General features: G+C 68.2%; 32 protein-coding genes. 21 read left to right on the top strand and 11 right to left on the bottom strand.

Annotated features, from left to right (window positions below):
* Positions 1 to 55 precede the first annotated feature (55 nt).
* Complete coding sequence (gene nagA / locus ABD350_RS25680) at positions 56 to 1,183, top strand: N-acetylglucosamine-6-phosphate deacetylase (RefSeq protein WP_344350966.1); 1,128 nt, start codon at positions 56 to 58, stop codon at positions 1,181 to 1,183.
* A 122-nt stretch (positions 1,184 to 1,305) separates the two neighbouring features.
* Complete coding sequence (locus ABD350_RS25675) at positions 1,306 to 2,310, top strand: 1-phosphofructokinase family hexose kinase (protein ID WP_344350722.1); 1,005 nt, start codon at positions 1,306 to 1,308, stop codon at positions 2,308 to 2,310.
* Here the strand turns inward: ABD350_RS25675 and ABD350_RS25670 are convergent.
* Both ABD350_RS25670 and cdgB read right to left on the bottom strand, forming a co-directional pair.
* Positions 2,307 to 3,266 (bottom strand): carbohydrate-binding protein, encoded by a 960-nt coding sequence (locus ABD350_RS25670; protein WP_344350721.1) that lies wholly within the window; start codon positions 3,264 to 3,266, stop codon positions 2,307 to 2,309. The two genes, ABD350_RS25675 and ABD350_RS25670, sit on opposite strands and share 4 nt — an antisense overlap.
* A 117-nt stretch (positions 3,267 to 3,383) precedes the next feature.
* The gene (gene cdgB / locus ABD350_RS25665; protein ID WP_344350719.1) at positions 3,384 to 5,039 is read right to left on the bottom strand and encodes a diguanylate cyclase CdgB; all 1,656 of its coding nucleotides are present in this window, start codon (positions 5,037 to 5,039) and stop codon (positions 3,384 to 3,386) included.
* Positions 5,040 to 5,461: 422 nt separating this feature from the next.
* Between cdgB and ABD350_RS25660 the strand changes: the two genes are divergently transcribed.
* Together ABD350_RS25660 and ABD350_RS25655 are read left to right on the top strand one after the other, a co-directional pair.
* On the top strand, positions 5,462 to 5,980 hold the full coding sequence (locus ABD350_RS25660) for a flavin reductase family protein (RefSeq protein ID WP_382466690.1): 519 nt from the start codon (positions 5,462 to 5,464) through the stop codon (positions 5,978 to 5,980).
* A 50-nt stretch (positions 5,981 to 6,030) separates the two neighbouring features.
* On the top strand, positions 6,031 to 6,489 hold the full coding sequence (locus tag ABD350_RS25655; RefSeq protein ID WP_344350718.1) for a GNAT family N-acetyltransferase: 459 nt from the start codon (positions 6,031 to 6,033) through the stop codon (positions 6,487 to 6,489).
* A gap of 252 nt (positions 6,490 to 6,741) precedes the next feature.
* On the opposite strand, the gene arfB is transcribed toward ABD350_RS25655, so the two are convergent.
* Positions 6,742 to 7,179: an alternative ribosome rescue aminoacyl-tRNA hydrolase ArfB gene (gene arfB / locus ABD350_RS25650; protein ID WP_344350717.1), complete on the bottom strand. Its 438-nt coding sequence runs from the start codon at positions 7,177 to 7,179 to the stop codon at positions 6,742 to 6,744.
* Between the two features lie 216 nt (positions 7,180 to 7,395).
* Between arfB and ABD350_RS25645 the strand changes: the two genes are divergently transcribed.
* Complete coding sequence (locus tag ABD350_RS25645) at positions 7,396 to 7,971, top strand: TerD family protein (protein ID WP_344350715.1); 576 nt, start codon at positions 7,396 to 7,398, stop codon at positions 7,969 to 7,971.
* Between the two features lie 139 nt (positions 7,972 to 8,110).
* Here ABD350_RS25645 and ABD350_RS25640 read toward each other — a convergent pair whose 3' ends face one another.
* Positions 8,111 to 9,313: a tyrosine-type recombinase/integrase gene (locus ABD350_RS25640; RefSeq protein ID WP_344350714.1), complete on the bottom strand. Its 1,203-nt coding sequence runs from the start codon at positions 9,311 to 9,313 to the stop codon at positions 8,111 to 8,113.
* 146 nt (positions 9,314 to 9,459) lie between these two features.
* Between ABD350_RS25640 and ABD350_RS25635 the strand changes: the two genes are divergently transcribed.
* The 8 genes from ABD350_RS25635 to ABD350_RS25600 all read left to right on the top strand — a co-directional run bounded on the left by ABD350_RS25635 (position 9,460) and on the right by ABD350_RS25600 (position 16,188).
* Positions 9,460 to 10,005, top strand: coding sequence for a hypothetical protein (locus ABD350_RS25635; protein ID WP_344350713.1), 546 nt, complete (start codon positions 9,460 to 9,462; stop codon positions 10,003 to 10,005).
* Between the two features lie 82 nt (positions 10,006 to 10,087).
* The gene (locus ABD350_RS25630; RefSeq protein WP_344350964.1) at positions 10,088 to 10,246 is read left to right on the top strand and encodes a helix-turn-helix domain-containing protein; all 159 of its coding nucleotides are present in this window, start codon (positions 10,088 to 10,090) and stop codon (positions 10,244 to 10,246) included.
* 1,016 nt (positions 10,247 to 11,262) lie between these two features.
* Positions 11,263 to 11,499, top strand: a complete 237-nt coding sequence (locus ABD350_RS25625; protein WP_344350711.1) for a helix-turn-helix domain-containing protein — start codon at positions 11,263 to 11,265, stop codon at positions 11,497 to 11,499.
* Between the two features lie 28 nt (positions 11,500 to 11,527).
* A complete protein-coding gene (locus ABD350_RS25620; RefSeq protein ID WP_344350710.1) occupies positions 11,528 to 11,872 on the top strand; it encodes a hypothetical protein in 345 nt (114 codons plus the stop codon).
* 12 nt (positions 11,873 to 11,884) lie between these two features.
* On the top strand, positions 11,885 to 12,793 hold the full coding sequence (locus ABD350_RS25615) for a phage major capsid protein (protein WP_344350709.1): 909 nt from the start codon (positions 11,885 to 11,887) through the stop codon (positions 12,791 to 12,793).
* 107 nt (positions 12,794 to 12,900) lie between these two features.
* Positions 12,901 to 13,242 (top strand): phage terminase small subunit, encoded by a 342-nt coding sequence (locus ABD350_RS38160; protein WP_465270408.1) that lies wholly within the window; start codon positions 12,901 to 12,903, stop codon positions 13,240 to 13,242.
* Positions 13,243 to 13,691: 449 nt separating this feature from the next.
* On the top strand, positions 13,692 to 14,420 hold the full coding sequence (locus ABD350_RS25605) for an Lsr2 family DNA-binding protein (RefSeq protein WP_344350708.1): 729 nt from the start codon (positions 13,692 to 13,694) through the stop codon (positions 14,418 to 14,420).
* Positions 14,421 to 14,817: 397 nt separating this feature from the next.
* Entirely contained in the window at positions 14,818 to 16,188 is a 1,371-nt protein-coding gene (locus ABD350_RS25600; RefSeq protein ID WP_344350707.1) for a DUF3987 domain-containing protein, read from the top strand.
* A gap of 38 nt (positions 16,189 to 16,226) precedes the next feature.
* Here the strand turns inward: ABD350_RS25600 and ABD350_RS25595 are convergent, their stop codons facing one another.
* Positions 16,227 to 17,387 carry a helix-turn-helix domain-containing protein gene (locus ABD350_RS25595; RefSeq protein ID WP_344350705.1) on the bottom strand — a complete coding sequence of 387 codons (1,161 nt, stop codon included), beginning with the start codon at positions 17,385 to 17,387 and terminating at the stop codon, positions 16,227 to 16,229.
* Between the two features lie 373 nt (positions 17,388 to 17,760).
* Here ABD350_RS25595 and ABD350_RS25590 point away from each other — a divergent pair, with 373 nt between their 5' ends.
* Together ABD350_RS25590 and ABD350_RS25585 are read left to right on the top strand one after the other, a co-directional pair.
* Positions 17,761 to 17,994 (top strand): hypothetical protein, encoded by a 234-nt coding sequence (locus tag ABD350_RS25590; RefSeq protein ID WP_344350704.1) that lies wholly within the window; start codon positions 17,761 to 17,763, stop codon positions 17,992 to 17,994.
* 217 nt (positions 17,995 to 18,211) lie between these two features.
* Entirely contained in the window at positions 18,212 to 18,640 is a 429-nt protein-coding gene (locus ABD350_RS25585; RefSeq protein WP_344350703.1) for a hypothetical protein, read from the top strand.
* 439 nt (positions 18,641 to 19,079) lie between these two features.
* Here the strand turns inward: ABD350_RS25585 and ABD350_RS25580 are convergent, their stop codons facing one another.
* The 3 genes from ABD350_RS25580 to ABD350_RS25570 are packed head-to-tail and all read right to left on the bottom strand — an operon-like array spanning position 19,080 to position 20,006.
* Positions 19,080 to 19,505 (bottom strand): hypothetical protein, encoded by a 426-nt coding sequence (locus ABD350_RS25580; protein ID WP_344350702.1) that lies wholly within the window; start codon positions 19,503 to 19,505, stop codon positions 19,080 to 19,082.
* Positions 19,502 to 19,696: a hypothetical protein gene (locus ABD350_RS25575; protein ID WP_344350701.1), complete on the bottom strand. Its 195-nt coding sequence runs from the start codon at positions 19,694 to 19,696 to the stop codon at positions 19,502 to 19,504. Before ABD350_RS25575 ends, ABD350_RS25580 begins: the two co-directional genes overlap by 4 nt.
* On the bottom strand, positions 19,671 to 20,006 hold the full coding sequence (locus tag ABD350_RS25570; RefSeq protein WP_344350700.1) for a hypothetical protein: 336 nt from the start codon (positions 20,004 to 20,006) through the stop codon (positions 19,671 to 19,673). The genes ABD350_RS25575 and ABD350_RS25570 overlap by 26 nt, the downstream gene beginning before the upstream one ends.
* Positions 20,007 to 20,110: 104 nt before the next feature.
* On the opposite strand from ABD350_RS25570, the gene ABD350_RS25565 reads away from it, so the two are divergent.
* The 3 genes from ABD350_RS25565 to ABD350_RS25555 are packed head-to-tail and all read left to right on the top strand — an operon-like array spanning position 20,111 to position 21,391.
* Positions 20,111 to 20,950 (top strand): helix-turn-helix domain-containing protein, encoded by an 840-nt coding sequence (locus ABD350_RS25565; protein ID WP_344350963.1) that lies wholly within the window; start codon positions 20,111 to 20,113, stop codon positions 20,948 to 20,950.
* Positions 20,947 to 21,147: a DUF397 domain-containing protein gene (locus ABD350_RS25560; protein ID WP_344350699.1), complete on the top strand. Its 201-nt coding sequence runs from the start codon at positions 20,947 to 20,949 to the stop codon at positions 21,145 to 21,147. The genes ABD350_RS25565 and ABD350_RS25560 overlap by 4 nt, the downstream gene beginning before the upstream one ends.
* A 43-nt stretch (positions 21,148 to 21,190) precedes the next feature.
* Positions 21,191 to 21,391: a DUF397 domain-containing protein gene (locus tag ABD350_RS25555; RefSeq protein ID WP_344350697.1), complete on the top strand. Its 201-nt coding sequence runs from the start codon at positions 21,191 to 21,193 to the stop codon at positions 21,389 to 21,391.
* Between the two features lie 43 nt (positions 21,392 to 21,434).
* Here the strand turns inward: ABD350_RS25555 and ABD350_RS25550 are convergent, their stop codons facing one another.
* Positions 21,435 to 21,935 carry a hypothetical protein gene (locus ABD350_RS25550; protein WP_344350695.1) on the bottom strand — a complete coding sequence of 167 codons (501 nt, stop codon included), beginning with the start codon at positions 21,933 to 21,935 and terminating at the stop codon, positions 21,435 to 21,437.
* 480 nt (positions 21,936 to 22,415) lie between these two features.
* Positions 22,416 to 23,024, bottom strand: coding sequence for an ABATE domain-containing protein (locus ABD350_RS25540; RefSeq protein WP_344350693.1), 609 nt, complete (start codon positions 23,022 to 23,024; stop codon positions 22,416 to 22,418).
* A 93-nt stretch (positions 23,025 to 23,117) separates the two neighbouring features.
* On the opposite strand from ABD350_RS25540, the gene ABD350_RS25535 reads away from it, so the two are divergent.
* From ABD350_RS25535 to ABD350_RS25525, 3 genes are all read left to right on the top strand, one after another.
* The gene (locus ABD350_RS25535) at positions 23,118 to 23,909 is read left to right on the top strand and encodes an MBL fold metallo-hydrolase (RefSeq protein ID WP_344350692.1); all 792 of its coding nucleotides are present in this window, start codon (positions 23,118 to 23,120) and stop codon (positions 23,907 to 23,909) included.
* A 134-nt stretch (positions 23,910 to 24,043) separates the two neighbouring features.
* Positions 24,044 to 24,460, top strand: coding sequence for an ester cyclase (locus ABD350_RS25530; protein WP_344350691.1), 417 nt, complete (start codon positions 24,044 to 24,046; stop codon positions 24,458 to 24,460).
* Positions 24,461 to 24,595: 135 nt separating this feature from the next.
* The gene (locus tag ABD350_RS25525) at positions 24,596 to 25,987 is read left to right on the top strand and encodes a M1 family metallopeptidase (protein WP_344350690.1); all 1,392 of its coding nucleotides are present in this window, start codon (positions 24,596 to 24,598) and stop codon (positions 25,985 to 25,987) included.
* A gap of 43 nt (positions 25,988 to 26,030) precedes the next feature.
* Here ABD350_RS25525 and ABD350_RS25520 read toward each other — a convergent pair whose 3' ends face one another.
* Entirely contained in the window at positions 26,031 to 26,723 is a 693-nt protein-coding gene (locus ABD350_RS25520; RefSeq protein WP_344350689.1) for a pentapeptide repeat-containing protein, read from the bottom strand.

The following is a 26,723-nucleotide window of genomic DNA, read 5'->3' as shown; positions in this document are numbered from 1 at the left end:
CGGCGCCCCACCAGCGGCGCGCGCGCTCGCGCGCTCCGCCACGACGGGCCCGCAGGTGCTCACCGGCGCGCACGTGGTGCTGCCCACCGGGACCGTGACGAACGGCCGGGTGGTGGTCGACGGCACCCGCATCGCCGCCTCGGCGCCGGCCGGCGCCGAGGTCGTCGACGTCACCGGCCACTGGCTGGTCCCCGGCTTCGTGGACATCCACAACCACGGCGGCGGCGGCGCGTCCTTCGCCGGTACGGCGGAGCAGGCCATGACGGCCGTCCGCACCCACCGGCTGCACGGCACCACCACGCTCGTCGCCTCCACCGTCACCGACGAGATGGACCTGCTGGTCCGCCAGGCCGGGCTGCTGAGCGAACTGGCCGAGCAGGGCGAGATCGCGGGCATCCACTTCGAGGGCCCGTTCATCTCGCCGTGCCGCAAGGGAGCGCACTCCGAGGCGCTGCTGCGCGACCCCGACCCGGCCGAGGTCCGCAAGCTGATCGACGCGGCGCGCGGCCACGCCAAGATGGTCACCCTCGCCACCGAACTGCCCGGCGGCATCGACTCGGTACGACTGCTCGCCGAGCACGGGGTGATCGCGGCGATCGGGCACACGGACGCGAGCTACGAGCAGACGGTCCAGGCCATCGACGCGGGCGCCACCGTCGCCACCCACCTGTTCAACGCCATGCCCGCGCTGGGCCACCGCGCGCCCGGCCCGATCGCCGCGCTGCTCCAGGACGGGCGGGTCACCGTCGAGCTGATCAACGACGGCGTCCACCTGCACCCGGCCGCGCTGGAACTGGCGTTCCGGCACGCGGGCGCGGACCGGGTCGCGTTCATCACCGACGCGATGGACGCGGCCGGCAGCGCCGACGGCCGCTATCTGCTCGGCCCGCTGGAGGTCGAGGTCAGCGAGGGCGTGGCCCGGCTGGTGGAGGGCGGTTCGATCGCGGGCTCCACGCTCACCCTGGACCGGGCGTTCCGGCGGGCGGTGACCGTGGACAAGCTGCCGGTGGAGGACGTGGTGACCGCGCTGTCGGCCAACCCGGCGCGCCTGCTCGGCCTGGACGACCGGATCGGCTCGCTGGAGCCCGGCAAGGACGCCGACCTGGTCCTGCTGGACGCGGACTTCGCGCTGAAGGGCGTGATGCGGCGGGGCGAATGGGTGGTAGCGCCCCAACTGCCCTGATCCGTAACCGTGTCGGGGAGACGACGGCCTGCCCGCGCACTGGGCCGGTGGCCGTCTCTTTGGCATGATCGAGGCCCCGGACACCCAAGACACCGCAGGGACTTCGAGGGAGGTCGGCCCGGGTGATCCTCACGGTCACACTGAACACCGCTCTCGACATCACCTACCGCGTACGGTCGCTGCGGCCGCACGCCGCGCACCGCGTCTCGGAGGTCACCGAGCGCCCCGGCGGCAAGGGCGTGAACGTGGCCCGGGTGCTGGCCGCCCTCGGCCACGAGGTGACGGTCACCGGCTTCGCGGGCGGCCACACCGGCACGGTCCTGCGCTCGATGCTGGCGGGGACGCCGGCGGGGCCGGAGCCCGGGGCGGGCCCGCGGGCCGGCCGGGCGCTGCCCGGGGAACAGGGCGCGGACGCGCCCGGTGCCCTGGTGGACGCGCTGGTGACGGTCTCCGGGGCGACCCGGCGCACCGTCGCGGTGGTGGACGAGCGCACCGGTGACACCACCCAGCTGAACGAGCCGGGCCCGCAGATCTCCCCGGCCGAGTGGGCGGCCTTCCTCGGCCGCTACCAGGAGCTGCTGCCGGGTGCCTCGGCGGTGGCGCTGTGCGGGAGTCTGCCGCCGGGGGTGCCGGTGGGGGCGTACGCGGGCCTGGTCCGCGCGGCCCGCTCCGCGGGCGTGCCGGTGCTGCTGGACACCAGCGGGGAGCCGTTGCGCCGCGGGGTCGCCGCCCGGCCGGACGTCATCAAGCCGAACGCCGACGAACTCGCCGAACTCACCGGCTCGCACGAGCCGTTGCGCGCCACGCAGGACGCCCGCAGACGGGGGGCCCACGCGGTGGTCGCCTCCCTCGGCGCGGAGGGCCTGCTCGCCGTCACCCCGGAGGGCCGCTGGCGCGCCGCCCCGCCCGCCCCCGTCCGCGGCAACCCCACGGGCGCCGGCGACTCGGCGGTGGCGGGCCTGCTCTCCGGCCTGGTGGAGCACCTCCCCTGGCCGGACCGTCTGATCCGCGCGGCGGCCCTGTCGGCGGCGACGGTACGGGCCGCGGCGGCGGGCGAGTTCGACCGCCCCGCGTACACGGAACTCCTCGGCCGGGTCCGGGTCACGGGGGCGGCCAGCGCGGCCTAGCCGGTGACGTGGCCCTTCTTGATCCACATCTGGTCCAGCAGGACGTCGCACTTGTCGCCGGGCTGGCAGGAGATCGAGATGGTGTTGCGGCCCTTGTCGAGGCTGGGCCACACATAGGAGTGCGTCCAGCCCTTGGCGAAGTCGCCCTTGGCGGCACTGCGCCAGTTGCGGAATCCGATCTTGCTGCCGAACTCCTTGCCGTTGACGGACACCGTCATCGACTGGTCCTCACCGGTCGCGCTGTACCGCGCGAAGAGGGTGTACGCGCCCGCCTCGGGGATGTTGTCGACCGTCCAGGTCACCGAGGCGCCCGCCGTGTTCAGGCCGCCCACGTAGGTGCCGCCGGCGGCCTGCGCGCCCTGGACGTCCGAGGCCGGGGCCGCGCCGCCCGACAGCTGCACCGAACCGCTCGCGGCGTCGGTCTTCGGCAGCTCCCCCGCCGTGGGCGAGCTGCTGCCCGACGGGCTCGGGGACTGGCTCTGGGACTGGGTCGGGGCCGGGGTGGCCTGGTTGCCGGCCTTGTCGTCGTCGGTGTTGTCGTTGATCATCGCGACGCCGATGCCTATGACGACCGCGGCGACCACGGCTATCGCGCCGATCAGCAGGCCCTTGGTGTTCGGGCCGCGGCGCCCGGGCGCGGGCGGGGCGGGCCGGCGGCCGGCCGGGGGCGCGCCGCCGGGCAGCGTCTCCGGGGCCTGGTAGTGGGCGTTGGGCTGGCCGTAGGCACCCTGCTGCGGGATGCCCTGGCCGTACGTGCCCTGCGGCGGCTGGCCGGAGGGCCCCGGCTGCTGGCCGTACCGGCGCTCGCCGACCGTGCGCACCCTGCTGACCGAGTTCGGGTAGCCGTAACCGCCACCGGACGGCGGCTGGGCTCCTCGGGCCTGGCCGTCTGCGTACAGGTAGCCGAACGGGTCGTCGTCCTCGGGCGTGCTCGCGCCGTTGTCGCCGGGCGTCATCCCTTGGTACTCCTCAACAGGTGCGGGCGGATGGGGTACGGGTTGGAATGGCGAGCCTACCCGCTCTCCGCCCCCCAAACGGGTGACCCGGATCGCGTCAGCCCGCTGACCTGCGGTTCATCCCGCGCGGCGATGCTGTTTGGGACGAGATCGTTTCTCTACGTACATCCGCTCGTCGGCGGACTTGAGAACCTCGTCCGCCGTCATGCCGCAGTGGGCCCACCCGATGCCGAAGCTCGCGCCCACCCGGACGGACCGGCCCTCGGCCCGGATCGGCTGGATGATCTCGTTGCGCAGCCGTACGGCGAGGTCCTGGGCGTCGGCGCGGCCGAGGCCGTCGGCGAGGATCACGAACTCGTCGCCGCCGAGCCGGGCCACCGTGTCCCCGTCCCGGACGCCGTTGCTCAGCCGCCGGGCGACCTCGATGAGGACCGCGTCGCCCGCGTTGTGCCCGAACCGGTCGTTGATCGACTTGAAGCCGTCGAGGTCGCAGAAGAGGACCGCGAGGCCCTTGGTGCCGTCGTCGCGGCCCTCCGCGGGGGCGACGGTGTGCTCATGGTGGTCGTAGGCGTCGTACGCCTCGGCGCCCGGGGCGAAGTCGAAGCCGTGGCCGGCCGGGATGTCGTAGGCGGGGTGGCCGTAGGCCGCGTCCAGGGAGTCGGGGGTGCCGGCGTGGGCGGGGCGCCGGCACAGCCGGGCCGAGAGGCGCGAGCGCAGCTCGGCGGAGTTCGGCAGGCCGGTCAGCGAGTCGTGGGAGGCGCGGTGCGCGAGCTGGAGTTCGCGCCGCTTGCGCTCCTCTATGTCCTCCACGTGGGTGAGCAGGAAGCGCGGCCCGTCGGCGGCGTCCGCGACCACGCTGTTGCGCAGCGACACCCAGACGTAGCTGCCGTCGCGGCGGCCCAGGCGGAGTTCGGCGCGCCCGCCCTCCGCGGAGGTGCGCAGCAGGGTGCCGACGTCCTCGGGGTGGACGAGGTCGGCGAAGGAGTAGCGGCGCATCGCGGAGGCGGGGCGGCCGAGCAGCCGGCACAGCGCGTCGTTGGTGCGCAGGATGCGGCCGTGCTGGTCGCCGCCCATCTCGGCGATGGCCATGCCCGAGGGGGCGTATTCGAACGCCTGGCGGAAGGATTCCTCGCTGGCGCGCAGGGCCTGCTGCTCGCGCTCCAGACGGACCAGGGCGCGCTGCATGTTGGAGCGCAGGCGGGCGTTGCTGATCGCGATGGCGGCCTGGAAGGCGTACATCTGGAGGGCCTCGCGGCCCCAGGCGCCGGGACGGCGGCCGTTACGGGGCCGGTCGACGGATATGACGCCGAGCAGTTCGCCGCAGGAGCCGCCCTGGACGCCGGGGGTGTACATGGGCGCGAAGAGCCGGTCGGAGGGGTGCCACTCGTCCTCGAAGCGCGGCTCGGGGCCGTCGGTGAACCACTGGGGGACGTCGTCGTCGTCCAGGACCCAGCCCTCGGTGTGCGGTATGAAGATCAGGTCGCCCCAGCGCTCCCCCATGCCCAGCCGCCGGTCCCAGGACTCGCGGGAGCCGACCCGGCCGGTGATCAGGGCCTCGGCGGCGGAGTTGCCGGAGAGGGCGGCGACCACGAGATCGCCGTCGGGGCGGACGAGGTTGACGGCCGCCAGCTCGTAGCCGAGGGCGTTCACGACGCCGTCGGCGACGGTCTGCAGTGTGTCCGCCAGGCTGCGTGCCGTGTTCATGTCGGCCATGACCTGGTGCAGCTGTCGCAGGGACGCAAGACGGACATACGGCTCCGACTCGGTCTCCATGCTCGCCCTCCCCCCGAGACCTCGCAGCGAATCAAGGGTTGCCTTCGGCGCTTCTCCCGCGTGTCAGCGGTGGCTCTTTGTGATGCTGTGCGCGTTGTCCTTGCGGCTTCCCCGCCACTGAATCACAGCGCGCTGCCCACTCGGTACACAGGGTCAACAATTCCCGCCTCTTGTGACTCAAGTCACAAGGAAACGTGAACAATTGAGTGCTGTTTCTGCGTTTGCCCCCTGTGACTCCCGGCGGCACGCTGTGCGCGTTCGTTCACATGACGCACATGACGGGCGCGCCCCTGGTCCCCGCGACCTAGGACCCGGTTCGGGCCAGGGCCCGATGCCCGCCGCGCCGGGCGAAGACTAGCGTTTCCGGCGTGCTGAAGACTCCCTCCCCCACCACCCCCCTGCCTACCGGGCATGCTGAGGGGGTGAGCGACGACGAGTTCCGGGCCGCGATGTCCCGGCTGGCCGCTGGCGTGGTCCTGGTCACCGCGCAGGAACCGCCGCTGGACCCGGACGACCCCCAGGCACCGGGGGTGGAGGACGTCGGCATGACCGCCACCGCGTTCCTGTCGGTCTCCCTCGATCCGCCGCTGGTGCTGGTCAGCCTGCGCGAGGGCGCCCGCATGGACGACCTGCTCGCCGAACAGCCGCTGTGGGCGGTGTCGGTCCTCGCCGAGAGCCAGCGGCACATCGCGGGCCGCTTCGCCATGAAGGGCCGCATCAGCGACCGGCTGCTCTTCGAGGACATCCCCTACGCCCGCGGCGAGGTCACCGGCGCCCCGCTGGTCGGGGGCGCGCTGGCCACCCTGGAGTGCCGTACCGAGCAGCGGGTGGCCGCCGGGGACCACACCCTGGTCATCGGCCGCGTCCTCACCGCGCGCGTTCCCAGCGCCGACGGCGGACCGCTGCTGTACTTCCGCGGCCGCTACCGCCGGCTGGGCTGAGCCGGGAAATTCCGTGGCCCCGGCGGGGCGGGCGTGCCTACGGTGCGCCGATGACACCCCGGCTGGAAGCAGTGACCCCACGGAACTTCGAGACCGCCGTCGCCCTGCGCGTCCGCCCCGACCAGGAGCACGCCGTCGCGCCGGTGGTGCGCTCGCTCGCCGAGGCGTACGTCCACCCGGACGGCGTCGCCTGGCCCCGGCTGATCGTCGACGAGGGCCGGGCGGTCGGCTTCCTGATGGCCTTCTTCGACATCGACTGGCACGGCGACGGCAGCCTGTACCGCTCGGGGCTGTGGCGGCTGAACATCGCGGCCGGCGAACAGGGCCGCGGCTACGGCCGGTTCGCCGTGGAGTCGGTGGCCACCGAGATCCGCCGCCGCGGCGGCACCCGCATGTACGTCGACTGGCACGCGGGCCCGCACGGCCCCGCCGGCTTCTACACCCGCCTGGGCTTCCGCACGACCGGGGAGAGCGACGGGGACCAGGTGGTGGGGGTGCTGAACCTGTGAACGGGGGTCCGCCCGAGCCGCTCGCCCTCTGCCGGCCCTCCCCGGGCCACGGCTCCTCGACCGGCGGGGCGAGCCCCGCCGAGCCGGCGGGCAGGGCGCTCCGCGCGGGATCCGGCTCCGCGGACGGCGCCGGCCGCCGGCTGCACGCCGGCGAGCGGCCGACCGGTGTTGGTCCCGGTCGCGGCCCCGGCTCTCCGACGGCTCCTCGCCCCGCGAACGGCGGGAGCGCGGCGTGTGACAGGAGCCCGCCCGCTACCCCCAGTCGCGGCCCGTCCGGCCCCGCTTCGTCTCCGAGCGCTGCTTCTTCTCACGCAGCCGGCGTTCGTTGATGCCGCGCGGCACGCGGGTGGCCTTGCGGGGCCTGGGCGGGGGCGCGGTGGCCTCCGCGAGGAGCGCGGCGAGGCGTACGGCGGCGGCCTCCCGGTTGCGCCACTGCGAGCGGTGCTCCGAGGCCCGTACGGTCACCACCCCGTCCACGAGGCGGCCGGACAGCCGCTGCAGCGCCCGCTCCTTCCACACGGGCGGGAGCGCCTCGGTGCGCGCGAGGTCGAAGCGCAGCTCCACCTGCGAGTCGCTGGTGTTGACGTGCTGTCCGCCGGGCCCGGAAGACCTGGAGAAACGCCACGTCAGCTCGGCCTCGGGCAACGAGACCGAGCCGCGGATGAGATAGGGCCCGGACATGCCCCCCATGTTCCCGGCCCGGCCCGGCGCACGTCACCTGGATTTCCGGCCCCCGGTCCGGCCCGGCGGACCACCCTGGCCCAGGGCCGGTAAAAAAGGTAAAGCCATCAGGAACCGACGGGACACCCCGCGTCGTTGTCCGGGTGACGGTAGCTTCGTCGGCATAGCTTCGTCGGCACAGATGTGCACACATGTGCACGGGTATCCAAGGAAGGGACTCCCAACATGGCTGTAAGCCTGTCCAAGGGTGGCAACGTCTCGCTCACCAAGGAGGCTCCGGGCCTGACCGCCGTCACCGTGGGCCTCGGCTGGGACGTCCGCACTACCACCGGCACGGACTTCGACCTGGACGCCTCCGCCATCGCGGTGAACACGGAGGGCAAGGTCTACTCGGACGCCCACTTCGTGTTCTTCAACAACAAGCAGACCCCGGACAGCTCGATCGTTCACACGGGTGACAACCGCACGGGTGAGGGCGCCGGCGACGACGAGGCGATCAACGTCAACCTGGCCGCGCTCCCGGCCGACGTCGACAAGATCGTCTTCCCGGTGTCCATCTACGACGCCGAGAACCGCGGCCAGAACTTCGGCCAGGTCCGCAACGCCTACATCCGCATCGTCAACCAGGCCGGCGGCGCCGAGATCGCGCGCTACGACCTGTCCGAGGACGCGGCCACCGAGACGGCCATGGTCTTCGGCGAGCTGTACCGCAACGGCGCGGAGTGGAAGTTCCGCGCGGTCGGCCAGGGCTACGCGTCGGGCCTGGTGGGCATCGCCCAGGACTTCGGCGTCAACGTGTGACAGTAGGGCTTTGACCTGCTGAAACACCCTGTGGGCCGGTGCTGAGTCAGCACAGAATCAGCACGGGATACCCTGGTCAGCACGAAGACCCCCCAACTTACCCTTGGGGGGTCTTCTTCATGCGTGGACGAGGTGGGCGCTACGCGGCCTGTGCGACGTCTTCCGGCCCGGCGGGGGCTCCGCCCTTGATGACGTGAAGCTGGGGCTTCATGGCGTCTTCCATAGCCTTGCGACCCCGGTTCCACGAGTCGGGCACGAGGTGCCCGTACGTGTCGGCGGTGACCCGGATGGACTTGTGCCCGAGCCAGCGGCTCACCTCCAAGAGCGAGCAACCAGCGGCCAGCATGGTGGAGGCGAAGAAGTGCCGCAGGTGGTGCGGCTTGTAGCTCAGCCCCAGCTTCTTCATGATCTTCTGCCAGTAGTGGAAGAAGTTCTCATGAGTGAAGAGCGTCCCCGTGGCAGTGGCGAACAGCAGCCCTGACACCCCGGCAACGGTTCGGGTGCCGTGCTTCTGCTTGTGCTCGGTGATCGCGTCGGCCAGCCAACCGGCGAGCGGCGTTTCCCGGTAGTCACCCTCTGCACGATGCTTGAGGGGGACAAGTGCCTTCCTGTTGCCCTTCCCGTCTCCCTTGTCGGTTGCCTGTCGGTAGACGCGGTACATGTCCTCACGCTGGCAGTCCTCGGAGGCTCCGAACGCCTCCGACGGGCGCAGTCCCGCACCCGCCATCAGCCACACGTTCAGCCGGTACTCGGCGGGCATCTCGGCAGCGATCAACGCGATTTCCGCCAGGGTCGGGATCTCATCCGGGTCCACGGCCGTGGAGGCGACCCGGGGCAGCTTCAGGGTTCGGCACGGGTCCTTGCCTATTCGGTCGTTGTCCACAGCGGCTTTGAACATGGCCTTCATCGGGATCACGCGAGTTTCTATGGTGGAGGCCATCAGTCCGGCTTCCGCCATCGCGGCAACGACGCATTGAGCGTCGTTCGGGGTGACTCCGGCGAGGGTCTTCCGGCCCAGAGTCGGGATTAGGTAGTTGGCCGCAAACCCCTTGTAGTCCCGCATAGTGTTCGGCCTGAGCACCTGGGCGCCAAGCCACTCGTCCCACCATGCACGAACGGTGATCTTCCCCCGCTCGGGATCGAGGTAGACGCCCTGGAGCTTGTCCGCCTCCATCTGGTTGCCATGCGCCTCGGCCTGCTTCTTGGTGGGGAACGTCTTCTCCCGCTGACGGCCGGAGCGCCCGCCCGGCTCGCGGTAGCGGACGGTCCACGGGTGCCCGCACCGGCTCTTGATGCAGGGGTCGTCCTTGTCCTTCTTGCATTTCTGGAACGTGGTCGCCACTGGGTGTCATTTCTTTCTTCGAGGGACCGACCGGCCTGGGGGGCTGGGTCGGGCCGGGCGTGAGCGCTCCGGCCTCCTCAGTGTGATCACGGCCCACCCTGCGTTGTCAACCCTGGGTGGGCCACCCTGTGTGGTACCGTGAGGGTGTGAAAGCAAACGAGAGCGGATTCGAGATCACCCAGCAGCAGGGAGCCTGGGTGATCCGCATGTGGTGGCCCACCGGTCCTGTAACCGGCGGACCGCAGCGCATCACCATTGAGGGCGCGGAGGGTGCGTCAGCTCGTGACGTGGCACGCGGCATCTCCACGACCGTTCTCCGGCGGCTGGACCTTCCCGGCGCGGTGAAGATGGCGGCCGAGACAGGCCCAAAGGGCCGGGAGGTCATGCAGGAACTCACCGAAGCGATGCAGCAGGCTGGGGAAACGGCCGGCGCGTTGCTCGAAAATGAGGGCGTTTCCGAGGCGTACCTAGCCGTGCTGGCCGCCGTCTACAAGACGGCTGCGGACGCTGGCGAGGCCGCTCCCGTCCAGTGGCTGGCGCGGCGCATCAAGCGAAGCCCTGAGACAGTCAAAGGCCATTTGAAGCAGGCTCGCCGGGACGGCCTGCTCACCACCATCGCGGGCAAGGCCGGTGGAGAGCTGACCGACAAGGCCAAAGCCATCCTGGCCGCCAGAACCGCCACGGACGACTAGCACGCGCCCGACTTCGTAGGTCGACCGCCCCCGAGGCCCCTCGGGGGTTTTTCTTTTCCTGGAGGTCATATTGGTGAAGCTCATGACGGTTGGTGACGTGGCCGACTATCTGAACAAGCCAGTTTCGTGGGTGTACTCGAACCATAAACGGGAGGGCATCCCTTTCAAGAAGGTGGGTCAGTCCCTCCGCTGCCGTCCTGCGGACCTGGATCGCTGGCTGGACGAACAGGGGGCGGAGTGAGGGACATCTACCCGCGCCGGTTGCTGGCTGCGACGTACGACGTGAAGGAGGAGTGGAGTCGTGCCCTATTCGAAGCGTTCGGCCCTGGGGGTGTGCTCGCTCGGGAGGCTCCCGATTTCAGGCGGGAACACCTGTTGTGGGCCCTAGCCCAGCTCCGATGCGTGAACGGCCGCACTGGAGAGATGTTCACCGGAGATACCGAGCTGGCCCAGCGATTGGGCTACAACACAAAGGACCATCCCGGCCAGCGGTGCCGTGAGACGCTAACGCGGTTCGGGTTCTTTACGCAGCACGGCAAGCGTGGACGCGCGGCGAACTTGCGCCTGTCAGCTCCCGTGGCCGTCCTGGAGGAATCCGAGACTTTGGCGGCATCGGCTGTGGGCGACGTGCTGACCGTGACAGACACTAAGCCACGGGCAACGCCCAAAAGCGGAGCGTCACGGCCGGCTGAGCCCTCCGCATCAGGTAGCGCACCGTACGGAGATCCGTTCGACTCACTTCCGCCCTGGGCGCCGGAAAGGGTGTAGTGGGGCCCCATTTCCCCGCTGAACCGGGGACTTAGTTTGTAGTTGGTAGTACGTAGCTCATAGAGCGTAGGTAGTAGTGAGTAGGGGCCCCTCCGCCGGGGCCCTCTCTCATTTCCTCTCAGATGCAGGACCTTTGGAGTCCTGAGTCAGCCAAGGCGAGTGGAGTTAGGCAACTGGTTGCCAACGACACACAGGAGGAGCCCATACCTCCTGCCGAGGGAGTACATACCCGAGCCAACTTGTCCCCGCTGTCCCCGGCGTGATTTGTAACTCACTTCCTGCCAGCAGTGTCCCAGACCGGATGCTTTGACACCGACATCATTAGTGAGAGTAGGTCTCCTGTGGTGTCCGTCTCACTTCCCCCACCATCCGGGCGGATTTGCGCGACAGGACACATACATCATTAGTGAGAGTCAACCTCACGGGACTTGATTGACCCCGGCCTACGCGGCCGGGGTTTTATTTTTGCCTGCCGTCGCGCATTCCTGCATGACTGGAATGGAGTCATCAATGTTTGATCGTCACTTCTTCGCTGCCCGCCGTGTGGCTCTGGGGCTTTCCGTAGAGGCCCTGGCTGAGCGAATGCGCGTAGCCCCATCCACAGTGCGTCGCTGGGAGTCCGGTGAGACGTGCCCGAGTCTTCGCACGCTTGCCCCGGCCGCCAGGCATCTCCAAATCCCTGTGGCTTCGCTTATGAGTGAGACAGAGACCGACCGGGCTGCCTAGTTCCCGAACCATTAGTTAGGAGGTCGCCGTGAGCGACGTAGAACAGATTACCGAGGCCATGCCGACCGACCCTTCCGACCCTGTTCGAGCCCAGGTTGAGCGGGAGTATTCCGCGAAGCTGGCTCGGGCTGAACTCAAGGGCTACGCAGCCCAGGCAGGGATTACCCTCCCCGATGGATTCACCGATTATCTGGATGGTTCCAAGCTGCTTGGTGAAGACGGCAAGCCTTCGGCTGGGGCGATGGACAAGGTTCTAGCGCCTTTCAGGCCCAAGGAACCAGAGTTCCCTGCTCTTGGGGGCGCTGGCCATAACCGTGAGGGCGACTCATTTCGAGCACACCCCCGCATCTCTCTCGACGTTCGTAAGCGATAACTAGGAGCACATATGAGCCTTGCCTATCAGCAGCCTGGTAGCACCACCTTCATTCCCGAGATTTGGGACGCAGAGCTTCTCACAGCGTTCGATCCGCTTCTGGTTTGGGCGTCTCCGCTCGTGAGTAACAACAAGTACGAGGGCGAGATCCGACAGAAGGGCGATACCGTCCACGTCAATAGCCTTCTTCGGCCGACTGTGGGTGAGTACAAGCTCCCTGACGGTATGACGGCCCAGCGGCCCGAAACCGTCGATCAGGAACTGGTTATTACTGAGGCAGACTACATCCAGGTCTTGATCGAGGATGCTGAACGGGTTCAGCTTGCTGGGGGACTTGACTCGCCCATCAATCAGCAGATGATTCGCGCCCTGGCCCGGAAGGCTGACACCTTCATGGGCAACATCATCGTCAACAGTGCAACGGCGCTTCCGGCTATCACGCCGACCGCCGAGAACATCCCTCAGAGCCTGTACAGTGCGATCCTGGACATGATGCTGGAGCTGGACTCCAGCGACATTCCGGCAGGCCGCTACGTGGTCGTCTCGCCACGCGTGAAGCGATACCTCATCGAGCATCCATCCGTGGCTAACGCTGCCGCGTACGGCGAAGGCGGTGTTACTGCCAATGGCGTTGTTGCTCGTCTTGCCGGGTTCACCATCCTCACGACCACGGCCATGCCTGCTGGCGTCGATATCGTGGCGGGCCACTCGGAATTCAGCACGTACGCTAGTCAGCTGACCGGCTTCCGCGAGGGGCAGTCGGAAAAGTACCGCGCGAATTACGCAGATACCCTCCATTTGTACGGTGGACGCGTCCTGCGCTACCCCGGTCTTGACACTCAGAAGCCGGATAAGACGTGGGATGACACTAAGCCGACCAAGGGAATCGTCAAGGCTGCCGTTACTTGGCCTACCTCCTGACCCTGGATTTATTCGGGCCCCTGCACTCCGCGGGGGCCCGTTCTTTTCACCTCCCGTCGATCACACGGCCTCGCCGGCCGTGACTGTACGTTTTTCCCGGAGGATTCATGCCGAGATTGCGCAACCCCAACTCGCCACACTCCCGATACAAGGGCCTGGATGTGCTGCCGAATGATCACGGCCTCCCGGTTCCTGAGCTGCCTTCTGTAAGGGAGTGGTCAGATGCCGAAAGCGAGCAGTGGCACCAATGGTGGAACAGTCCCCAGGCCGCGCGTTGGGATGAGTCCTACGTGCCTACTGTTGCCGTCATGCTGACCTACTACGGCAAGATCCTTGACGGATCTGCCACCCGCGACCACCTGACGGAATACCGGCAACTGGCTACCGCCCTCGGTCTGACCGCCGATGGCATGAAGCGGCTGGGATGGACATTTGAAGGTGACGAGTGAGCAGACGAGCAGCCAAGGCCGGGGCCGCAGGAATGCATGACGGTGTACACCGGGCGGGTTTCGAATGCCCCTGGGATGAACCCCAGTGCTCGGAATGTGTCGAGGAGTTTGCCATCCACACCGGTTGGCAACTGACCGGAAAAGTGAGGCCGTGGGGCGACGAACTGAAGCACCAACCGAAGAAGTGCCACGTGTGCCGCCAGACGTGACCGCTGGGGCTTGGGGATTTCATTGGCGAACGTGGCCGGAGGGTCGCACCCCCGGTGGGGTCTACAGAGAATTAATGATGCATTACCCCCCGTATTCATGGAATTAGAGTAATGTGTCAGTTATCCGTTAGTTATCATTCCGTGATAGAGGTGCGGAAGAATGGATGTCGGCGGGGAAGCCGTAGAGCAACGCTCCGGACCCTCACTCAGTCTTCCGCCCTAACGAAGGAATGCAGCGCTATGCGTAAGACCGTGCTCATGCCCGTGGAAAAGGTTCTGTGCGACGCTCACCTGGCCAAAGATGGCTCTGAGGTTGAAGCCACTTCATCCCTGACGCTCGGGCGCGATTCCTGGGACCTTTGTTTGGAGCATGACGTCCGATACGGTCGCTGGCTCTGCGATGCATTGGGCGCTCCGTCTGTGCGAGTGGCCACCCCTACTGAGCCTGAGTCGGTGCCGGTTGATGAGGTCGCCCCGGAGCCGGAGCCGGAGCCGGAAGCGGTTCCCGTGGCGGAGTCTGACCCTCACCCGGTGCCGTCCGTGATGATCGCTGGTGAAGTGCCGGGGTACGAATGGGACGACGCGCGGGAAGCGGTGCGCAACCTTGGATTCGAGGTAGTTGGCCGTGCCGACGACAGCACGGTTCTGCTGATCCTGGGTGAGGGTGGCGACCGTAACGCCACCAAGCTGCGGGACGCTTCCGAGCGTGGCATCCCTGTGATGGACGTGCGCGTACCGGGACGCTTCAAGTCGGCTGTTCGGGCGGGTGAGTTGGTCGGTGGTGATCCCCTTCCGGAGCCTGCCAAGGTCGACCGTTCCGGGATGAGCGAGCGCGAACGCAACCGTGCCGTCCGGGCATGGGCCCGAGAGCACGGCTACGCCGTACCCACAAAGGGCCGAATTCCGATGCACGTGAGGCATGCGTGGGAGCACCGGGATGAGTCGGAGGGAAAAGCGGCAGCGGCCTAAGCGCCGCGCCCTCGGTGACGGCCGCAGTCGGCGGCCGTCACCCCCGGCCCCGTGACCTGAGTGTGTGGAAGAACGCCAAGGCATACGGGGCGGACTCCAAACCATGCAGGCGTGTCTACGCCCCTGGTTCCTGGGTCGTCTGGACAACGCCAAAGGGCAAGCGTCGTACCGGCATCGTGAGCAGTGACCCTCTGTCGCTTGAAGCCGTCCGGCGTCATGTCCGGTGGGACAAGGTGGGCCGCTGTAACTCAGTGATCGTTCCCTCGGACGGGGGAGACGCGCTCCCCCTGCTGCAAAAGACAGCCAAGGAACCTCACTTTCAGACCAAGGACGGAGGGCGGTGGCGCCCCGTTACGCCCCTCCGCAACCAAACCAACCCCCAGGAAGTGGACGCAGCATGAGCACCCCCGTTCTGTACGGTCCCATCGGAAGCGCGGTTCGCCGGATCGCCCCCTTCGTTGAAGCGGACCCCTTGGGGGTGTATGTGGCCGCCCTCTCGATGTGGTCGGCCGCAATCGGTGGCACGGTCAAGGTCTCTTCCCGTGGTCCCCGGCCCGTGCTGCTGTGGTCCGCTCTGGTGGCCGGTACCGGACGCGGTAAGGGAACCGCACTGCGGGCCGCTCATCACGTCGTAGACAAGGCTCTGGGGCGCTTCCTGGCCACTCACACAACGAGCGGGATCACGTCCGGGGCGAGTCTGGTGAACCACCTGTGGGAGCAGCAGGAAGCGACCGCCGAGACCGAGCACGGGCGCGACGTCCGGACTCTCGTGGTCGAAGAAGAGTGGTCGGAAGTGCTCCGCAGGGTGAAGCGGGATGCGTCGTTCACGACCAAGCTGCGGACCGCGTGGGATGGGTCGACGCTGCGGAACACGACCAAGGATGAGGCGCAGGAAGTACGTGACCCTGCAATGGTTCTGCACTGTCACGTAACGCCCTCTGACTGGTCCAAGTACGTCGGTGAGTCCGAGGCGGCAGGAGGCTCGTATAACCGCATCCTTCCCTTCCTGCTCGGGTCGGTGCCGCTCTTGGATGATGACCGGATGAGCCTCCCGGAGGTGGACGGACGGGACCTGTCCGACGCTTACGGGTGGGCCACGGCCCGGCCGCGTGTGATCACGCTTGCAGAAGACGCCCGGCCGCTCTGGCGGATCGTGCGCCGATACGCCCGCATCCTGGGTGAGACCCTGCCCGAAGGGCAGGCAGTGTTCATCGAGCGGACAGCAGAGCAGACGCTCAGGGTTGCGGCCTGTCTGGCAGCGTCCGAGTGCTCGGAGACGATCACGGAAGAGATGCTGTCCGTCGCCTTCAGCTTGGTCCGCCGGTCGGTGCAGGACGCCGTACGGATCACCAAGGGAGCGACCTCGCCGAAGGTGAAGCGCCAGGCGCTCAGCCTTGAGGAAAAGGTGCGAGCCCGGATCGAGCTGCTCGGAGGCCGGGCCACTTCCTCCCAGGTGCTCCCGTATGTGGGAGCGACCGCAGCAGAGGTCAAGCAACTGCCCGGAATCGTCGTGACCGTGGAACGGTCGGGGAAGACGGGACGGCCGGCCACCGTTTTCACGGTCCGCGGTGACAGTTCCGAAAACGGTGCGTCGACAGAAACGGTCGCGGAGCCGATGCCGGCCAGCGCGGAGCGTGAGCAGGCCCGTGCAACGGTCGTCAGCCTGGACGCCTACCGCCCGGAGCCCCAGCAGCCCCCGGCGCCTGCGCCCGAACCGCAGCGGCCGGAACCACTCGGGGACACGAACCCCTTCCTCGCCCTGCTCTAAGCAATAAATGGAACTCGCCCCGGCCTACCCGGTCGGGGCTAATCCTTTCCCTTTTCGATCGCCTTTAGGCTCTGGTATGCCTCCCGCAGGTCTGCACTCTCGGGGAGTTGTCGAGCTTCCGCAGCCTTAACAACTTCCAATGCGCGCCAATGATTTGATGGAACCACCCTTCCAGAAAGGATTGCTTTCTGGGCTGAATCGCACGCTTCGTCCAATCTGTTCTCCTTAAGGAGGACCAGGGCTAGGTCGATATTCGCCGAGGCTACACGCCGTGGCCACTGGCTTACATCGCCGCTCGGACTCAACCGCTTAATTACTTCCCTAGCGTATGGCTCTGCCGCTGAGTCCCCGAGCCATGCAAGTGTCGTCGCTGTGTATGACAGAGACTTTGCAGGGTCATAGCGGTAATGATGCTCGGGCGTATCAGAGACGCCGATAGCGGCAGAGAGAGCCTGTACCCGTTCAATGGCGGAATAGGTCTCTTTCCCATTTCCTAGCCGTGCGTTTGCTCGACCCTCTTGCGCTGCCGCTTGAATGATTGCGGAGCCGCCAGTGGGGGCTATCTCCTGTGCAGCTCGGGAGAGGTCAACGGCTTGGATGTAATCACCGTCGGTGAGGAGTCGCCAAGCCTCAGTCTCATAACACCAGGCTTCGATCTCACGATGTCCAGCTTCCCTGGCTAGCGTTGCGGCCGTCTCCAGTCGAGCCGTAGCGGCATCGTCTTGCATGAGGTCGATATGGACCGTAGCCCCTAGCAGAGAAAGCCAACCACCGATGACCAGCAATCGACGATGTTCCGAAAGGGTCTTTCGGCCGTCTAGCAACTTTGCAACATAGGAAGAGTGCTTGCGGACCTGCCTCAGCAAGTCTTCGGGCTTGGCTTTGGGGTACGCCATGGCCAGTTCATCAAATGCACGCTCTAGACGCTCAAGGGTGGCGTTCCCTACGTCGCTTGCCTGCACGCGACGCGCCAACTCCCAAGCATCCATTTCATCGTCATGGGAGCCGCTACCTTCTGCTTCCAGGGAGAGGCCAAGGTATTCGTTAAAAGCTCGCATCAACTCAGCAGAGGGAGCCTGTTTCCCGTTAAGTACCCGGCTCAGATAGGCAACGTCGTAGTGGAGTTCCTTAGCTGCACCTCTCAGGCTCTTTCCCTGCGCCTTGAGTGCCGTCCGTACCTCAGACCCGAAATCGATCATGGTGCAGCTCCCGTTGACTGTTGACTGCCATCGTAGTCAACGCTGGTCAACTGCCCCTCCCATGCGCGGAGTCGGTTGAGTGAGTGGACCCCCGCGACGCGCGAACGTCCGGGGGCTGGCCACCAACCAGCAAGGGGTTGACGACAGTGCCCAAAGCTACAGCGAAACCGCCGGAGAGTCGCGAGCGGACGGGAGCCAGCACCGACGCGCAGCAGAGCGAGTACACGACGTACGCGCCCCGAGGCGAGAAGTGCCGCCGGTGTCACAAAACGTTCGGCAGCCTTGAAGTCGTCCGGCGGGTGAAGCCGTCCGGCGAGGAACCCAACGGCCGGCCGTATGCGTGCGTCGAGTGCCCGCCTGGGGGTGTCGAGTCGTGACGGCGCACTACCTCCCCAACAACTGGCCGTGCTTCAAGGAGACGGTCAAGGGCGTTCCGCGCTACGTCACCTTCTCCGACTACCCCGTGCAGTTGCTGCAAGCGGTATACGGGGCGCGGGCGGACGGACTGCGCAAGCGTCTGGAGGCGGCTTCCGAACAGGAGCTGGTCAGAAAGGTGGAGGCGCAGGAACGGCTGTACGCGGAGCTGACGCGGGAGCGGAGGTGGTGAGGCCCCCGGTGAAGCGCGCGAACGGCCGGGGTGGCGGCTTACCGGCTCCCGAACTAATCAGTCTCTTGGACGATCCTGCGGGACCGTACAGAAACTCCCCAGACGGCTGGTGGGACAAGTACGGCGGACGGCTGGACCCGGTGTCCGGAGTGGTCCAGCTCCCGCCCCACGCACTGTGCGTCGACCGGCCGTGCCGTCGGTGTCGAGAGGAGGCGTGATGTACCGCTGTATCGCACAAGCCGTTCTGAGTGACGAAGTGCGGTCGGCAGCAGCGGAGATCTCATCCCCTGTCGCCCGGATCGAGTGGGCGTCGGGCGTCACCCTTCAGTGCAAGTTGGAAGACGTGCCGCACGACCATCACGCGGCGTTCCTTCGCACCGGGGCGAGCCTGGAACCGTGCACTGATGTGTACCTCTGCTGGTTCGACGGCACGGCGACGCAATGGCTTGAAGACATTGAGGTCTGTCTCAAGCGAAAGGGAACTTCGACGGACACCGGTTGCACGATCTTCCGTGACCATCCGGGCCGCTGTGACTGGGCGTACATCGACCCTCCCCGCTTGGCCGTAGAGGCGCAGGCCGACCAACTGGAGAGGGACGTGCGGGCGCTGTTCCAAGGGGGTGCGCCGTGGTCACCGAACGCATGATCGGCAAGGTCGTTACGGATGGCGAACGCGTCGGCATACTCCAGGACATCATCCGCGATTGGGAAGACCCGGCGGAGGTACCGGGGCAGCGCAAAGCGCGGCCGATGGCGTTCGTCCGGCCAGAGGGGGCGGTCGGGAGTGGACGGCTCCCCCGTCTCGTCTGGACCGGCTGTTTACATCCGGGCGGACACGTGGCCCGGACGGCTCAAGAAGTCAGCACCAAGTCAGCACGGTGTCCACAACGGCGCCGAAACGGGCCTGAACGCTCGAAGACGAGAACAGCTCCGCATCCGTGTGACCTCGCTGTTTGACGCTCCCTACCTGCGGTGCTATGTGCGCTCCGATATGGTGGTCAGGACTTCGGCGTCAACGTGTGACAGTAGGTCCTTGACCTGCTGAAACACCCGAAGACCCCCCGGCTTTCCCTGGGGGGTCTTCTTCATGGGCGGGTGAGACCGTCGTCCGGGAACGCGCCTGTCTCACGCGCCCGCCTCATCAGCTGGTCCGCGGCGGCCGAGTGCGCCGATGCTTCGAGGTCCACGTGATCCCACTCGCACTTCCCGGGGTGGCCTTTGTAGATCGTGCAGGACGATCCCAAGGGCGTTCTGGTCTTCAGGCAGACCTCGGCATCGACGATCCACTGCATTTCCGGGTCATCGAGCCAGCACAGGTACACGTCCTTCTCCAGCTCCGAGCCGCTGCGCAGCCACGTGGCATGGAACTCGTGCGCTTCTTCACTCAGCACACACCGGAGGTAGTCCAGGAACGCCCAGTCGACTTCACCGTGGTCGGCGCAGGGCAGTCGCTGAGCCCGTCGGAAGGTGTGATCCTTGATTTCGCAGGTGCTGGTGCAGCGGAAGGTCATCCCCTGACCACCCTTGCCTGCGCGCCGGCCTCGATGGTGAGCGCCAGTTCTTCTGCCGCCTCGATCCCGATGCACTGGATGGCCAGGAAGCCGCCTGCGGGGTCGATCAGCACGTCCACGATGGCGCCGGCCCGCATGATGGCCTTTTCGAGGTGCGCCCGTGCCCTAACTGTCCTTGGCGGGTGTTCCATTGATCGCCTCCTCCGGGTGCCGCTCGCGGAGGGTCAGCCCGTCCTTCAGGAGGTCGAGGAGGCCGCGGGCCTGAACCACGTTGCAGTCGCCGAGCCGGACCACCCAGCGGCGGTCCTCGGCGGGGGCCAGGCGGGTGTGGAACTGCGGAAGTCTGACGCCGGCCTCCGCCAGCACCGCGTCCAGGGCGAAGGTGATCTCGCCGACCTCAAGCGTCTGCCGGATTCCCAGCTTGGGGATGCCTTCGTCACCGGGCCTCTCCGGGCCCTTCTCGCCGTCAACCAGAGCCGGTTCGTTCAGCCCTCCAGGCATGGCTGTTCCTCTCTGTAGCACTGTGACTACCGAACGAGTTCAGCGTGGCTTACAGTCGAGAGCACTTCAACTTGGCAGAAGCGACAGCAAAGTTGGTGCTCGAAGTGGCCAACGTCAAGGAATTGAACCCGGAGGCCAGCGCCTGGGCGGCCTACGGCGCCGAACTCCGCAGGCAGCGGGAGCGGAAGGGCTGGAAGCAAGCAGACCTCGCTGAGCGAATGGGATATTCCGCGTCGCATATTTCGACCGTCGAAACTGGTCGCAAGATGCCAACTTTGCGCTTCTCGCGCAGCGCAGACAGGGCGTTCGGCACCACGGGCGCTCCAGACTCGTTCGAGCACCAATACCGAGCCATCCAACATGGCAGTCTGCTGGAGGGCTTCACCGAGTACGTCAAGTACGAGGGCAGGGCCGTTGAGATCCGACTTTACGAAGTAGGAGTCATCCCCGGTCTGCTCCAGACACCGGAGTACGCAGCTACTCTCGAAGCAGACGCTGTCCGACGCGGAGCCATCACCGCCGACCAAGCCAATGAACGGGTGGAACTGGTGACGCGTAGGCAAGCAGCGCTCGCCCGCACTTCGCCACCTCTCATCCATGCAGTGCTGGACGAGAGCTGCATCCGTCGGCCGATGGGCGCCACCTCGATCATGGAGGCCCAGTTCGAGCGCTTGCTGATGTTCGCCGAGATGCCGACCACCGTCTTGCAGATCGCCCCGTTCCTCATGGGGGAGCGGCGCCCGTTCAGCCTGCCTGTAACGGTGCTGACCATGCCGGACCGCTCGATCATGTCCTATGCCGAGTCAGCGCAGCGGGGTCACCTCGAACGGGAAACCTCCTCGGTACTGCCCATACTGACGGCCTACCATCAGTTGCAGGCCGAAGCGCTCTCCCAAGCGGCATCCGTGGCCTTGATCGAAGAGCTTCGAAAGGGTTCCCCGTGACGACCGAATCCCCCCGCTGGTTCAAGTCCTCCTACAGCGGCAACGGCGGCCAGTGCATCGAGGTCGCCACCAATCTCGCCGCCGCCCACGACATGGTCCCCGTCCGCGACTCCAAGAACACCGACGGCGCCGTACTGAACTTCACCGCCGACACCTGGTCCTCGTTCATCGAGTTCGCCGCCGCCCAGCGCGTCTGAAACCCCGCTCGCGACCGCCTCCTCCGTCCGGAAAGGGCACCCCGTGACAACCGAGTCCCTCCGCTGGTTCAAGTCCTCCTACAGCGACAACGGCGGCGTCTGCATCGAGGTCGCCACCAACCTCGCCGCCGCCCACAACGTGGTCCCCGTCCGCGACTCCAAGAACACCGACGGCGCCGTACTGAACTTCACCACCGGCACCTGGACCTCGTTCATCGAGTACGCCGCCGCCCAGCGCGTCTGAGAGCCTGAGCCCCCTCCGTCCGCCGTGAGCCGGAGGGGGCGCTCTACGGCACCCGGGGGAAACGGGCCTGGAGGGTCCAGATCACCGGGTTCTCCGCCAGGTCCTCGTGCATGTCGGTGAGGTCCGCCAGCAGGTCGTGCAGGAAGTCCCGGGCCTCCCGGCGCAGTTCGGCGTGGGAGAAGGAGAGCGGAGGCTCCTCGGCCGGGGACCAGTCCGAGGTGATGTCGACCCAGCCGAAGCGGCGCTCGAACAGCATCCGGTCGGTGGACTCGGTGAAGTCCAGCTCCGCCCGCTGCGGCCGGGCGGCCCGCGAGCCCATCGGGTCCCGGTCCAGCTGCTCGGCGATGTCGCACAGCGCCCACGCGAAGTCCAGCACCGGCACCCATCCCCAGGCTGTGGACAGCTCCCGGTCGCTCTCGGTGTCCGCGAGATAGACGTCCCCGCAGAACAGGTCGTACCGCAGCGCGTGCGCGTCCGCGCGCCGGTAGTCGGTCTGCGGCGGATCCGGGAACCGGTTGGAGAGGGCATAGCCGATGTCGAGCACGGGGAGATGGTGTCACGCCGGCCCGTCCGGAACCCTCAGCGGTAGCCCCTGAGCCGCCGACGGTCCGGCCCCGTGCCCCCGGAACCGCCCGCCGCACGCCCCACCCCGGTACGCACCGCCCGGCCGTACGCCCCGCCCCCGTACGCCCCGCCCGCCTGACTGATCGCGTCCGACGATCTTGGTCGGCAGGGCGTCCAGGCGCGTGCTGATCTTGTTCCTGACGACCTGTGGGAGCGGGTGGCTCCGCTGCTGCCGCCCGCTCACCGTCACACTCACCGGCGGCAACCGGCACGACGTTGCCCAGCTCCTGCCGCTGCTGGACGCCATTCCACGGACTCCGCCGCCCGCGCGGCGGCGGAGCCGAAGGAGTGATCTTCAGTAATCACGTGCCCGGCTGCCGGCCGGCAACCGGAAGCAGCCTGCTGGAGGTGTTTCGCGTGGCCGCCGGGCGGTCCGCAGGAGGGCCCTGGGGGTGGTGCGTCAGCCCGAGGCGCCGCTGCGCCGGGCGTAGGCGCGGGCGGCGCGAGCACGGTCGCCGCAGCGTGTGGAGCACCAGTGGCGCCGGCCGTGGGTGCGCAGGAGGAACCGGTCGCAGGGGGCTGATCCGCAGGCGGCGAGGATGTCGGCGTCGGGACCGGTGAGCAGGTCGGCGGCGTCGGCGGCGAGGGTCGCCAGTGCGTGATTGACGGCCTGGTCGGTGGGGTGCGCCTGGACGCGGCGCAGCCCTCGGGCCCCGTCCCAGGCGAGGAGGGGGGCGGTGGGCACGGCCGTGAGGGCCTCGTTCACCGCGCGCAGGGACTCCTCGGGCGGGGTGGTGGTGTCGACGCGGGCGGCGAACAGGGCGCGGATGTGGCCGCGCAGCGTGCGCATCCGCTGCGCGCACACCTCGTACAGCTGCACGTCCGGGGTGGTCAGGTCATGGGCGGCGAGCCAGCGCATGGCGGATTCCGGGGCGGCGAGCAGGTCGTAGCTCTGGCCGGCGGGCAGGGTCGCAGCGGTGTCGGCGAAGTCCAGGGAGCGGTACCGGTCGGCACCCGGTGCCGGGGGCAGAGCGGTCGGTGCCACGTCGGTGGCCAGGGTGTCGTCCATGTCTCTCATGGTAGCGCTTGCATTTTTCCGTGATGCCTGCCTAGCCTGAAATCACGTTAACCGCAGCTTTTTTTCGTGAGAAACGGAGACGTGATGTCCCAGCTCAACGCCCACCAGTTCCCGGTCCGCACGTTCGGCGGTCCGACCGCCCTGTTCAAGTACGGCGGTCTGCGCTTCCTGACCGACCCGACCTTCGACGGCCCCGGCGACTACGCCTCGCCCGGTGGCCCGACCCTGACCAAGACCGCCCCCTCCACCACCGCACCCGCCGCGCTCGGCCCCATCGACGTGGTCCTGCTCTCCCACGACGAGCACGCCGACAACCTCGACACCTCCGGCCGCGCCCTGCTCGCCGACGTCCCCCTCACCCTCACCACCCCCGGCGGTGGCGAGCGCCTCGGGGCGAAGGCCAAGGGCCTGGCCGACTGGGAGTCGATCGAGCTGGAGCGTCCGGGCGGCGGCACGATCACGGTGACCGGGGTCCCGGCCATCCACGGTCCCGGCGCGCGTGAGGAGGTCGAGCCCATCGCCGGCCAGGTCGTCGGCTTTGTCCTGACGGGCGAGGGCCTGCCGACGGTCTACGTCAGCGGCGACAACGCCTCGCTCGACGCGGTCAGGGAGATCGCCGAGCGCTTCGCCCCGATCGACACCGCCCTCCTGTTCGCCGGCGCCCCCCGTTTCCCCATGGTCTTCGACGGCAACCTGATCGTCCTGGACAGCGCCCAGGCGGCCGAAGCCACCCGGATTCTTGACGCCCGCCGTGTCGTCCCGGTCCACCACGACAGCTGGGCCCACTTCACCGAGGGCCGCGACGAGCTGGAGGCAGCCTTCGCCGCCGCGGGCCTGACCGACCGCCTGGACCTGGACTGGGCGCAGCGCGCCTGAGCCCGGACCACAGCTCAGGAACCGAGACCTCGTGCCAGGGGCGGGGCTCCCCCCACGCCGAGCCCCGACCCTGGGAGCGACCCCGCGCGGCATCCCCTGCGCCGTGCCGGAACGACAGAGAAGGATCCGATCACATGTCCACCGGAACCAACGCCGGCCTCGTGCACCGCTTCTACCAGGCCCTTGAGCAGGGCGACTACGACACGCTCACCGGCATGTTCCACCCGGACTTCGTCTTCTACCCTCGGATCGACAGTCCCCGGCCCGGTGCCGCAGGGTTCATCGACGCGGAGAAGAAGCACGTCGACGCCTTTTCCGACATCCGCCTGACGGTCCTCGACACCGTCGCCGAAGCCGACAAGGTCGGCGCCTACGTCGTGTTCGAAGGAGACCAGGGCGGCGACTACTACGGCATCCCCCCACGCGGAGCGCACGTACGTTTTTCCATGTTCAACCTGTTCACGTTCAAGGACGGGAAGATCGTCGAGAAGCGGGCCCACTACAACCTGGCCGACATCATGGACCAGCTCACGGCCGTCTCCGCCGCCTGACGACACGGGCCTCGACAGGGCCACGCCCTGCGCCCCTGCACCGCCGCACACCTTCCGGTCGATGCCGCATCGCCCTGTGGGCCGCGCGGGTCGGACACCGCCCTGGCCGTCACGAGCACCCGTAAGATCACTGACATGTCCAGATCGGTACGCCTTGTCCCGGCCGTCGCGGCGCTGCTGGTCCTCGTCCTGACCGGCACCGCGTGCGACGCCGGTGTCCGGGGCGTCCCGGGCGGTTCCGGCGTGGGCGACCCGTACTTCCCGAAGGCCGGCAACGGCGGCTACGACGTCGGGCACTACGGCCTCGCCCTGGACTACACCCCGGCCACCCGACGGCTCACCGGCACCGCGGACATCACCGCCCGGGCCACCCGCGACCTGTCCGCCTTCGATCTCGACCTCGCCGGACTGCGCGTCGACTCCGTCCGCGTGGAGGGCGAGAGGGCCCGCTGGAACCGCACCGGGCAGGAACTCACCGTCCGCCCGCACACCGGCCTCGGCAAGGGCGAGACCTTCCGCGTGACCGTCCGCTACTCGGGCACCCCCCGCACCCTCACCGACCCCGACGGCTCGAAGGAAGGCTGGCTGCCCACCGCCGACGGCGCTCTCGCCCTGGGTGAGCCCGTCGGCTCCATGACCTGGTTCCCCGGCAACCACCACCCCTCCGACAAGGCCTCCTACGACATCGCGGTCACCGTCCCCGAAGGCCTCAAGGCCGTCTCCGGCGGTGAGCAGACCGACCAGACCACGAAGGACGGCCGCACGACCTACCGCTGGCGGTCGGCCCAGCCCATGGCGAGCTATCTCGCCACCGTCGCCATCGGCCGCTTCGACATCACCCGCACCACCGGCCCGCACGGCCTGCCGATCGTCACCGCCGTCGACCCCGGCCAGGCCCGGGCGAGCGCCGGGGTGCTCGCGAAGATCCCGGAGATCCTCGGCTGGGCGGAGACCCACTTCGGGCCGTACCCCTTCTCCTCCGCCGGCGCGATCGTGGCCCGCCCGGGGGACGCCGGTTACGCCCTGGAGACCCAGACCCGCCCCGTCTTCCCCGGCCCGCCCGACGTCTCCACCCTGGTGCACGAACTCGCCCACCAGTGGTACGGCGACTCGGTCGGCCCCGCGTCCTGGCGGGACATGTGGCTCAACGAGGGCTTCGCGACGTACGCGGAGTGGCTCTACGACGAGGACAACGGCGGGCCCACCGCCCAGCAGACCTTCACCGGCCTCTACGAGGACGGCCCCGACGCCCTGTGGGCCTTCCCGCCGGCCAGGCCGTCGAGCGCCGCGCACATCTCCGGCGCCCCCGTCTACCAGCGCGGCGCGATGGTCGTGCACAAGATCCGCCGGACGGTCGGCGACGGCACCTTCCACGACATCGTCCAGGGCTGGGCCGCCGCCCACCGCCACGGCACGGCCGACACCGCCGGCTTCGTCCGCTACGTGGAGAGGAAGGCCCCGGGCAAGGACTTCCGCACGGTCTGGAAGGACTGGCTGTACGGGGACGGCAAGCCCGCCCACGCCTGAGGTCCGATCTCCCCGGCCCGGTGCCCGGCCCCGCCGCCGGGCCTCAGTCCATCACCCGGATGCCCAGCTCCGCCGCCAGCACCGGCGCCAGGTCCAGCAGTTGCCCGGTGCCGATCACCGCGCCGGACAGGCGGTCCAGGCCCCGGACGATCTCCAGCGGCGCGGCCCCGCGCAGATCGACGTCCACCAGCGTCGCATTGCCGAAGTCCGCCCCCCTCAAGGCGCAGTCGGTGAACTCCACCCGCTCCAGCCGCGCCCCCGCGAAGTCCGGCTCGACCAGCACGCAGGACTCGAACACGACGTCCTTCAGGCGGGCCTCGCGCAGATTCAGGAAGTCGATCTTGCCGCCCCGGACCACGACCCGCTCCAGCACCGCCCCGTGCAACTGGGTGCCGCCCAACCGCGCGTCGACCAGCTCGACATCGCGGAACGTGGACTCCGCGAGCCGGGTGCCGACCCCGCGCAGGCCGGTCAGGACCGAGTCCAGCACCCGGGCTCTGCCCAGCGCCGTCTCGTCCAGCGCGCAGCCCGTCAGCGCGCAGTCCATGAACCGGGCGCCCCGCGCGTCCTGCCCGGCCAGGTCCAGCTCCCGGAACTCCAGCCCGTCGTAGTCCCCGTCCGGCTCCAGTGCGCCGCCGTCCCAGGGATCCAGGGCCGGCAGCCGCAGCTCCGGCCGCCGCGCGCCCCGCGCCGCCGGCCGGCCCCCGGGCCGGCCCTCCATCGCTCGCCTCACCAT

This window comes from Streptomyces nogalater (genome assembly GCF_039532885.1).
GTDB classification, from domain to species: Bacteria; Actinomycetota; Actinomycetes; order Streptomycetales; family Streptomycetaceae; genus Streptomyces; species Streptomyces nogalater.
This window is presented reverse-complemented; position numbering and strand designations above follow the sequence as displayed.

Bases quoted from the DNA above. Each gene is read 5' to 3' on its own strand.
- ABD350_RS25670 (WP_344350721.1), bottom strand. From the start codon at position 3,266: ATGACGCCCGGCGACAACGGCGCGAGCACGCCCGAGGACGACGACCCG.
- cdgB (WP_344350719.1), bottom strand. From the start codon at position 5,039: ATGGAGACCGAGTCGGAGCCGTATGTCCGTCTTGCGTCCCTGCGACAG.
- ABD350_RS25655 (WP_344350718.1), top strand. From the start codon at position 6,031: ATGACACCCCGGCTGGAAGCAGTGACCCCACGGAACTTCGAGACCGCC.
- arfB (WP_344350717.1), bottom strand. From the start codon at position 7,179: ATGGGGGGCATGTCCGGGCCCTATCTCATCCGCGGCTCGGTCTCGTTG.
- ABD350_RS25645 (WP_344350715.1), top strand. From the start codon at position 7,396: ATGGCTGTAAGCCTGTCCAAGGGTGGCAACGTCTCGCTCACCAAGGAG.
- ABD350_RS25630 (WP_344350964.1), top strand. From the start codon at position 10,088: ATGACGGTTGGTGACGTGGCCGACTATCTGAACAAGCCAGTTTCGTGG.
- ABD350_RS25625 (WP_344350711.1), top strand. From the start codon at position 11,263: ATGACTGGAATGGAGTCATCAATGTTTGATCGTCACTTCTTCGCTGCC.
- ABD350_RS25615 (WP_344350709.1), top strand. From the start codon at position 11,885: ATGAGCCTTGCCTATCAGCAGCCTGGTAGCACCACCTTCATTCCCGAG.
- ABD350_RS38160 (WP_465270408.1), top strand. From the start codon at position 12,901: ATGCCGAGATTGCGCAACCCCAACTCGCCACACTCCCGATACAAGGGC.
- ABD350_RS25605 (WP_344350708.1), top strand. From the start codon at position 13,692: ATGCGTAAGACCGTGCTCATGCCCGTGGAAAAGGTTCTGTGCGACGCT.
- ABD350_RS25600 (WP_344350707.1), top strand. From the start codon at position 14,818: ATGAGCACCCCCGTTCTGTACGGTCCCATCGGAAGCGCGGTTCGCCGG.
- ABD350_RS25595 (WP_344350705.1), bottom strand. From the start codon at position 17,387: ATGATCGATTTCGGGTCTGAGGTACGGACGGCACTCAAGGCGCAGGGA.
- ABD350_RS25585 (WP_344350703.1), top strand. From the start codon at position 18,212: ATGTACCGCTGTATCGCACAAGCCGTTCTGAGTGACGAAGTGCGGTCG.
- ABD350_RS25580 (WP_344350702.1), bottom strand. From the start codon at position 19,505: ATGACCTTCCGCTGCACCAGCACCTGCGAAATCAAGGATCACACCTTC.
- ABD350_RS25575 (WP_344350701.1), bottom strand. From the start codon at position 19,696: ATGGAACACCCGCCAAGGACAGTTAGGGCACGGGCGCACCTCGAAAAG.
- ABD350_RS25570 (WP_344350700.1), bottom strand. From the start codon at position 20,006: ATGCCTGGAGGGCTGAACGAACCGGCTCTGGTTGACGGCGAGAAGGGC.
- ABD350_RS25540 (WP_344350693.1), bottom strand. From the start codon at position 23,024: ATGGACGACACCCTGGCCACCGACGTGGCACCGACCGCTCTGCCCCCG.
- ABD350_RS25535 (WP_344350692.1), top strand. From the start codon at position 23,118: ATGTCCCAGCTCAACGCCCACCAGTTCCCGGTCCGCACGTTCGGCGGT.
- ABD350_RS25530 (WP_344350691.1), top strand. From the start codon at position 24,044: ATGTCCACCGGAACCAACGCCGGCCTCGTGCACCGCTTCTACCAGGCC.
- ABD350_RS25525 (WP_344350690.1), top strand. From the start codon at position 24,596: ATGTCCAGATCGGTACGCCTTGTCCCGGCCGTCGCGGCGCTGCTGGTC.
- ABD350_RS25520 (WP_344350689.1), bottom strand. From the start codon at position 26,723: ATGGTGAGGCGAGCGATGGAGGGCCGGCCCGGGGGCCGGCCGGCGGCG.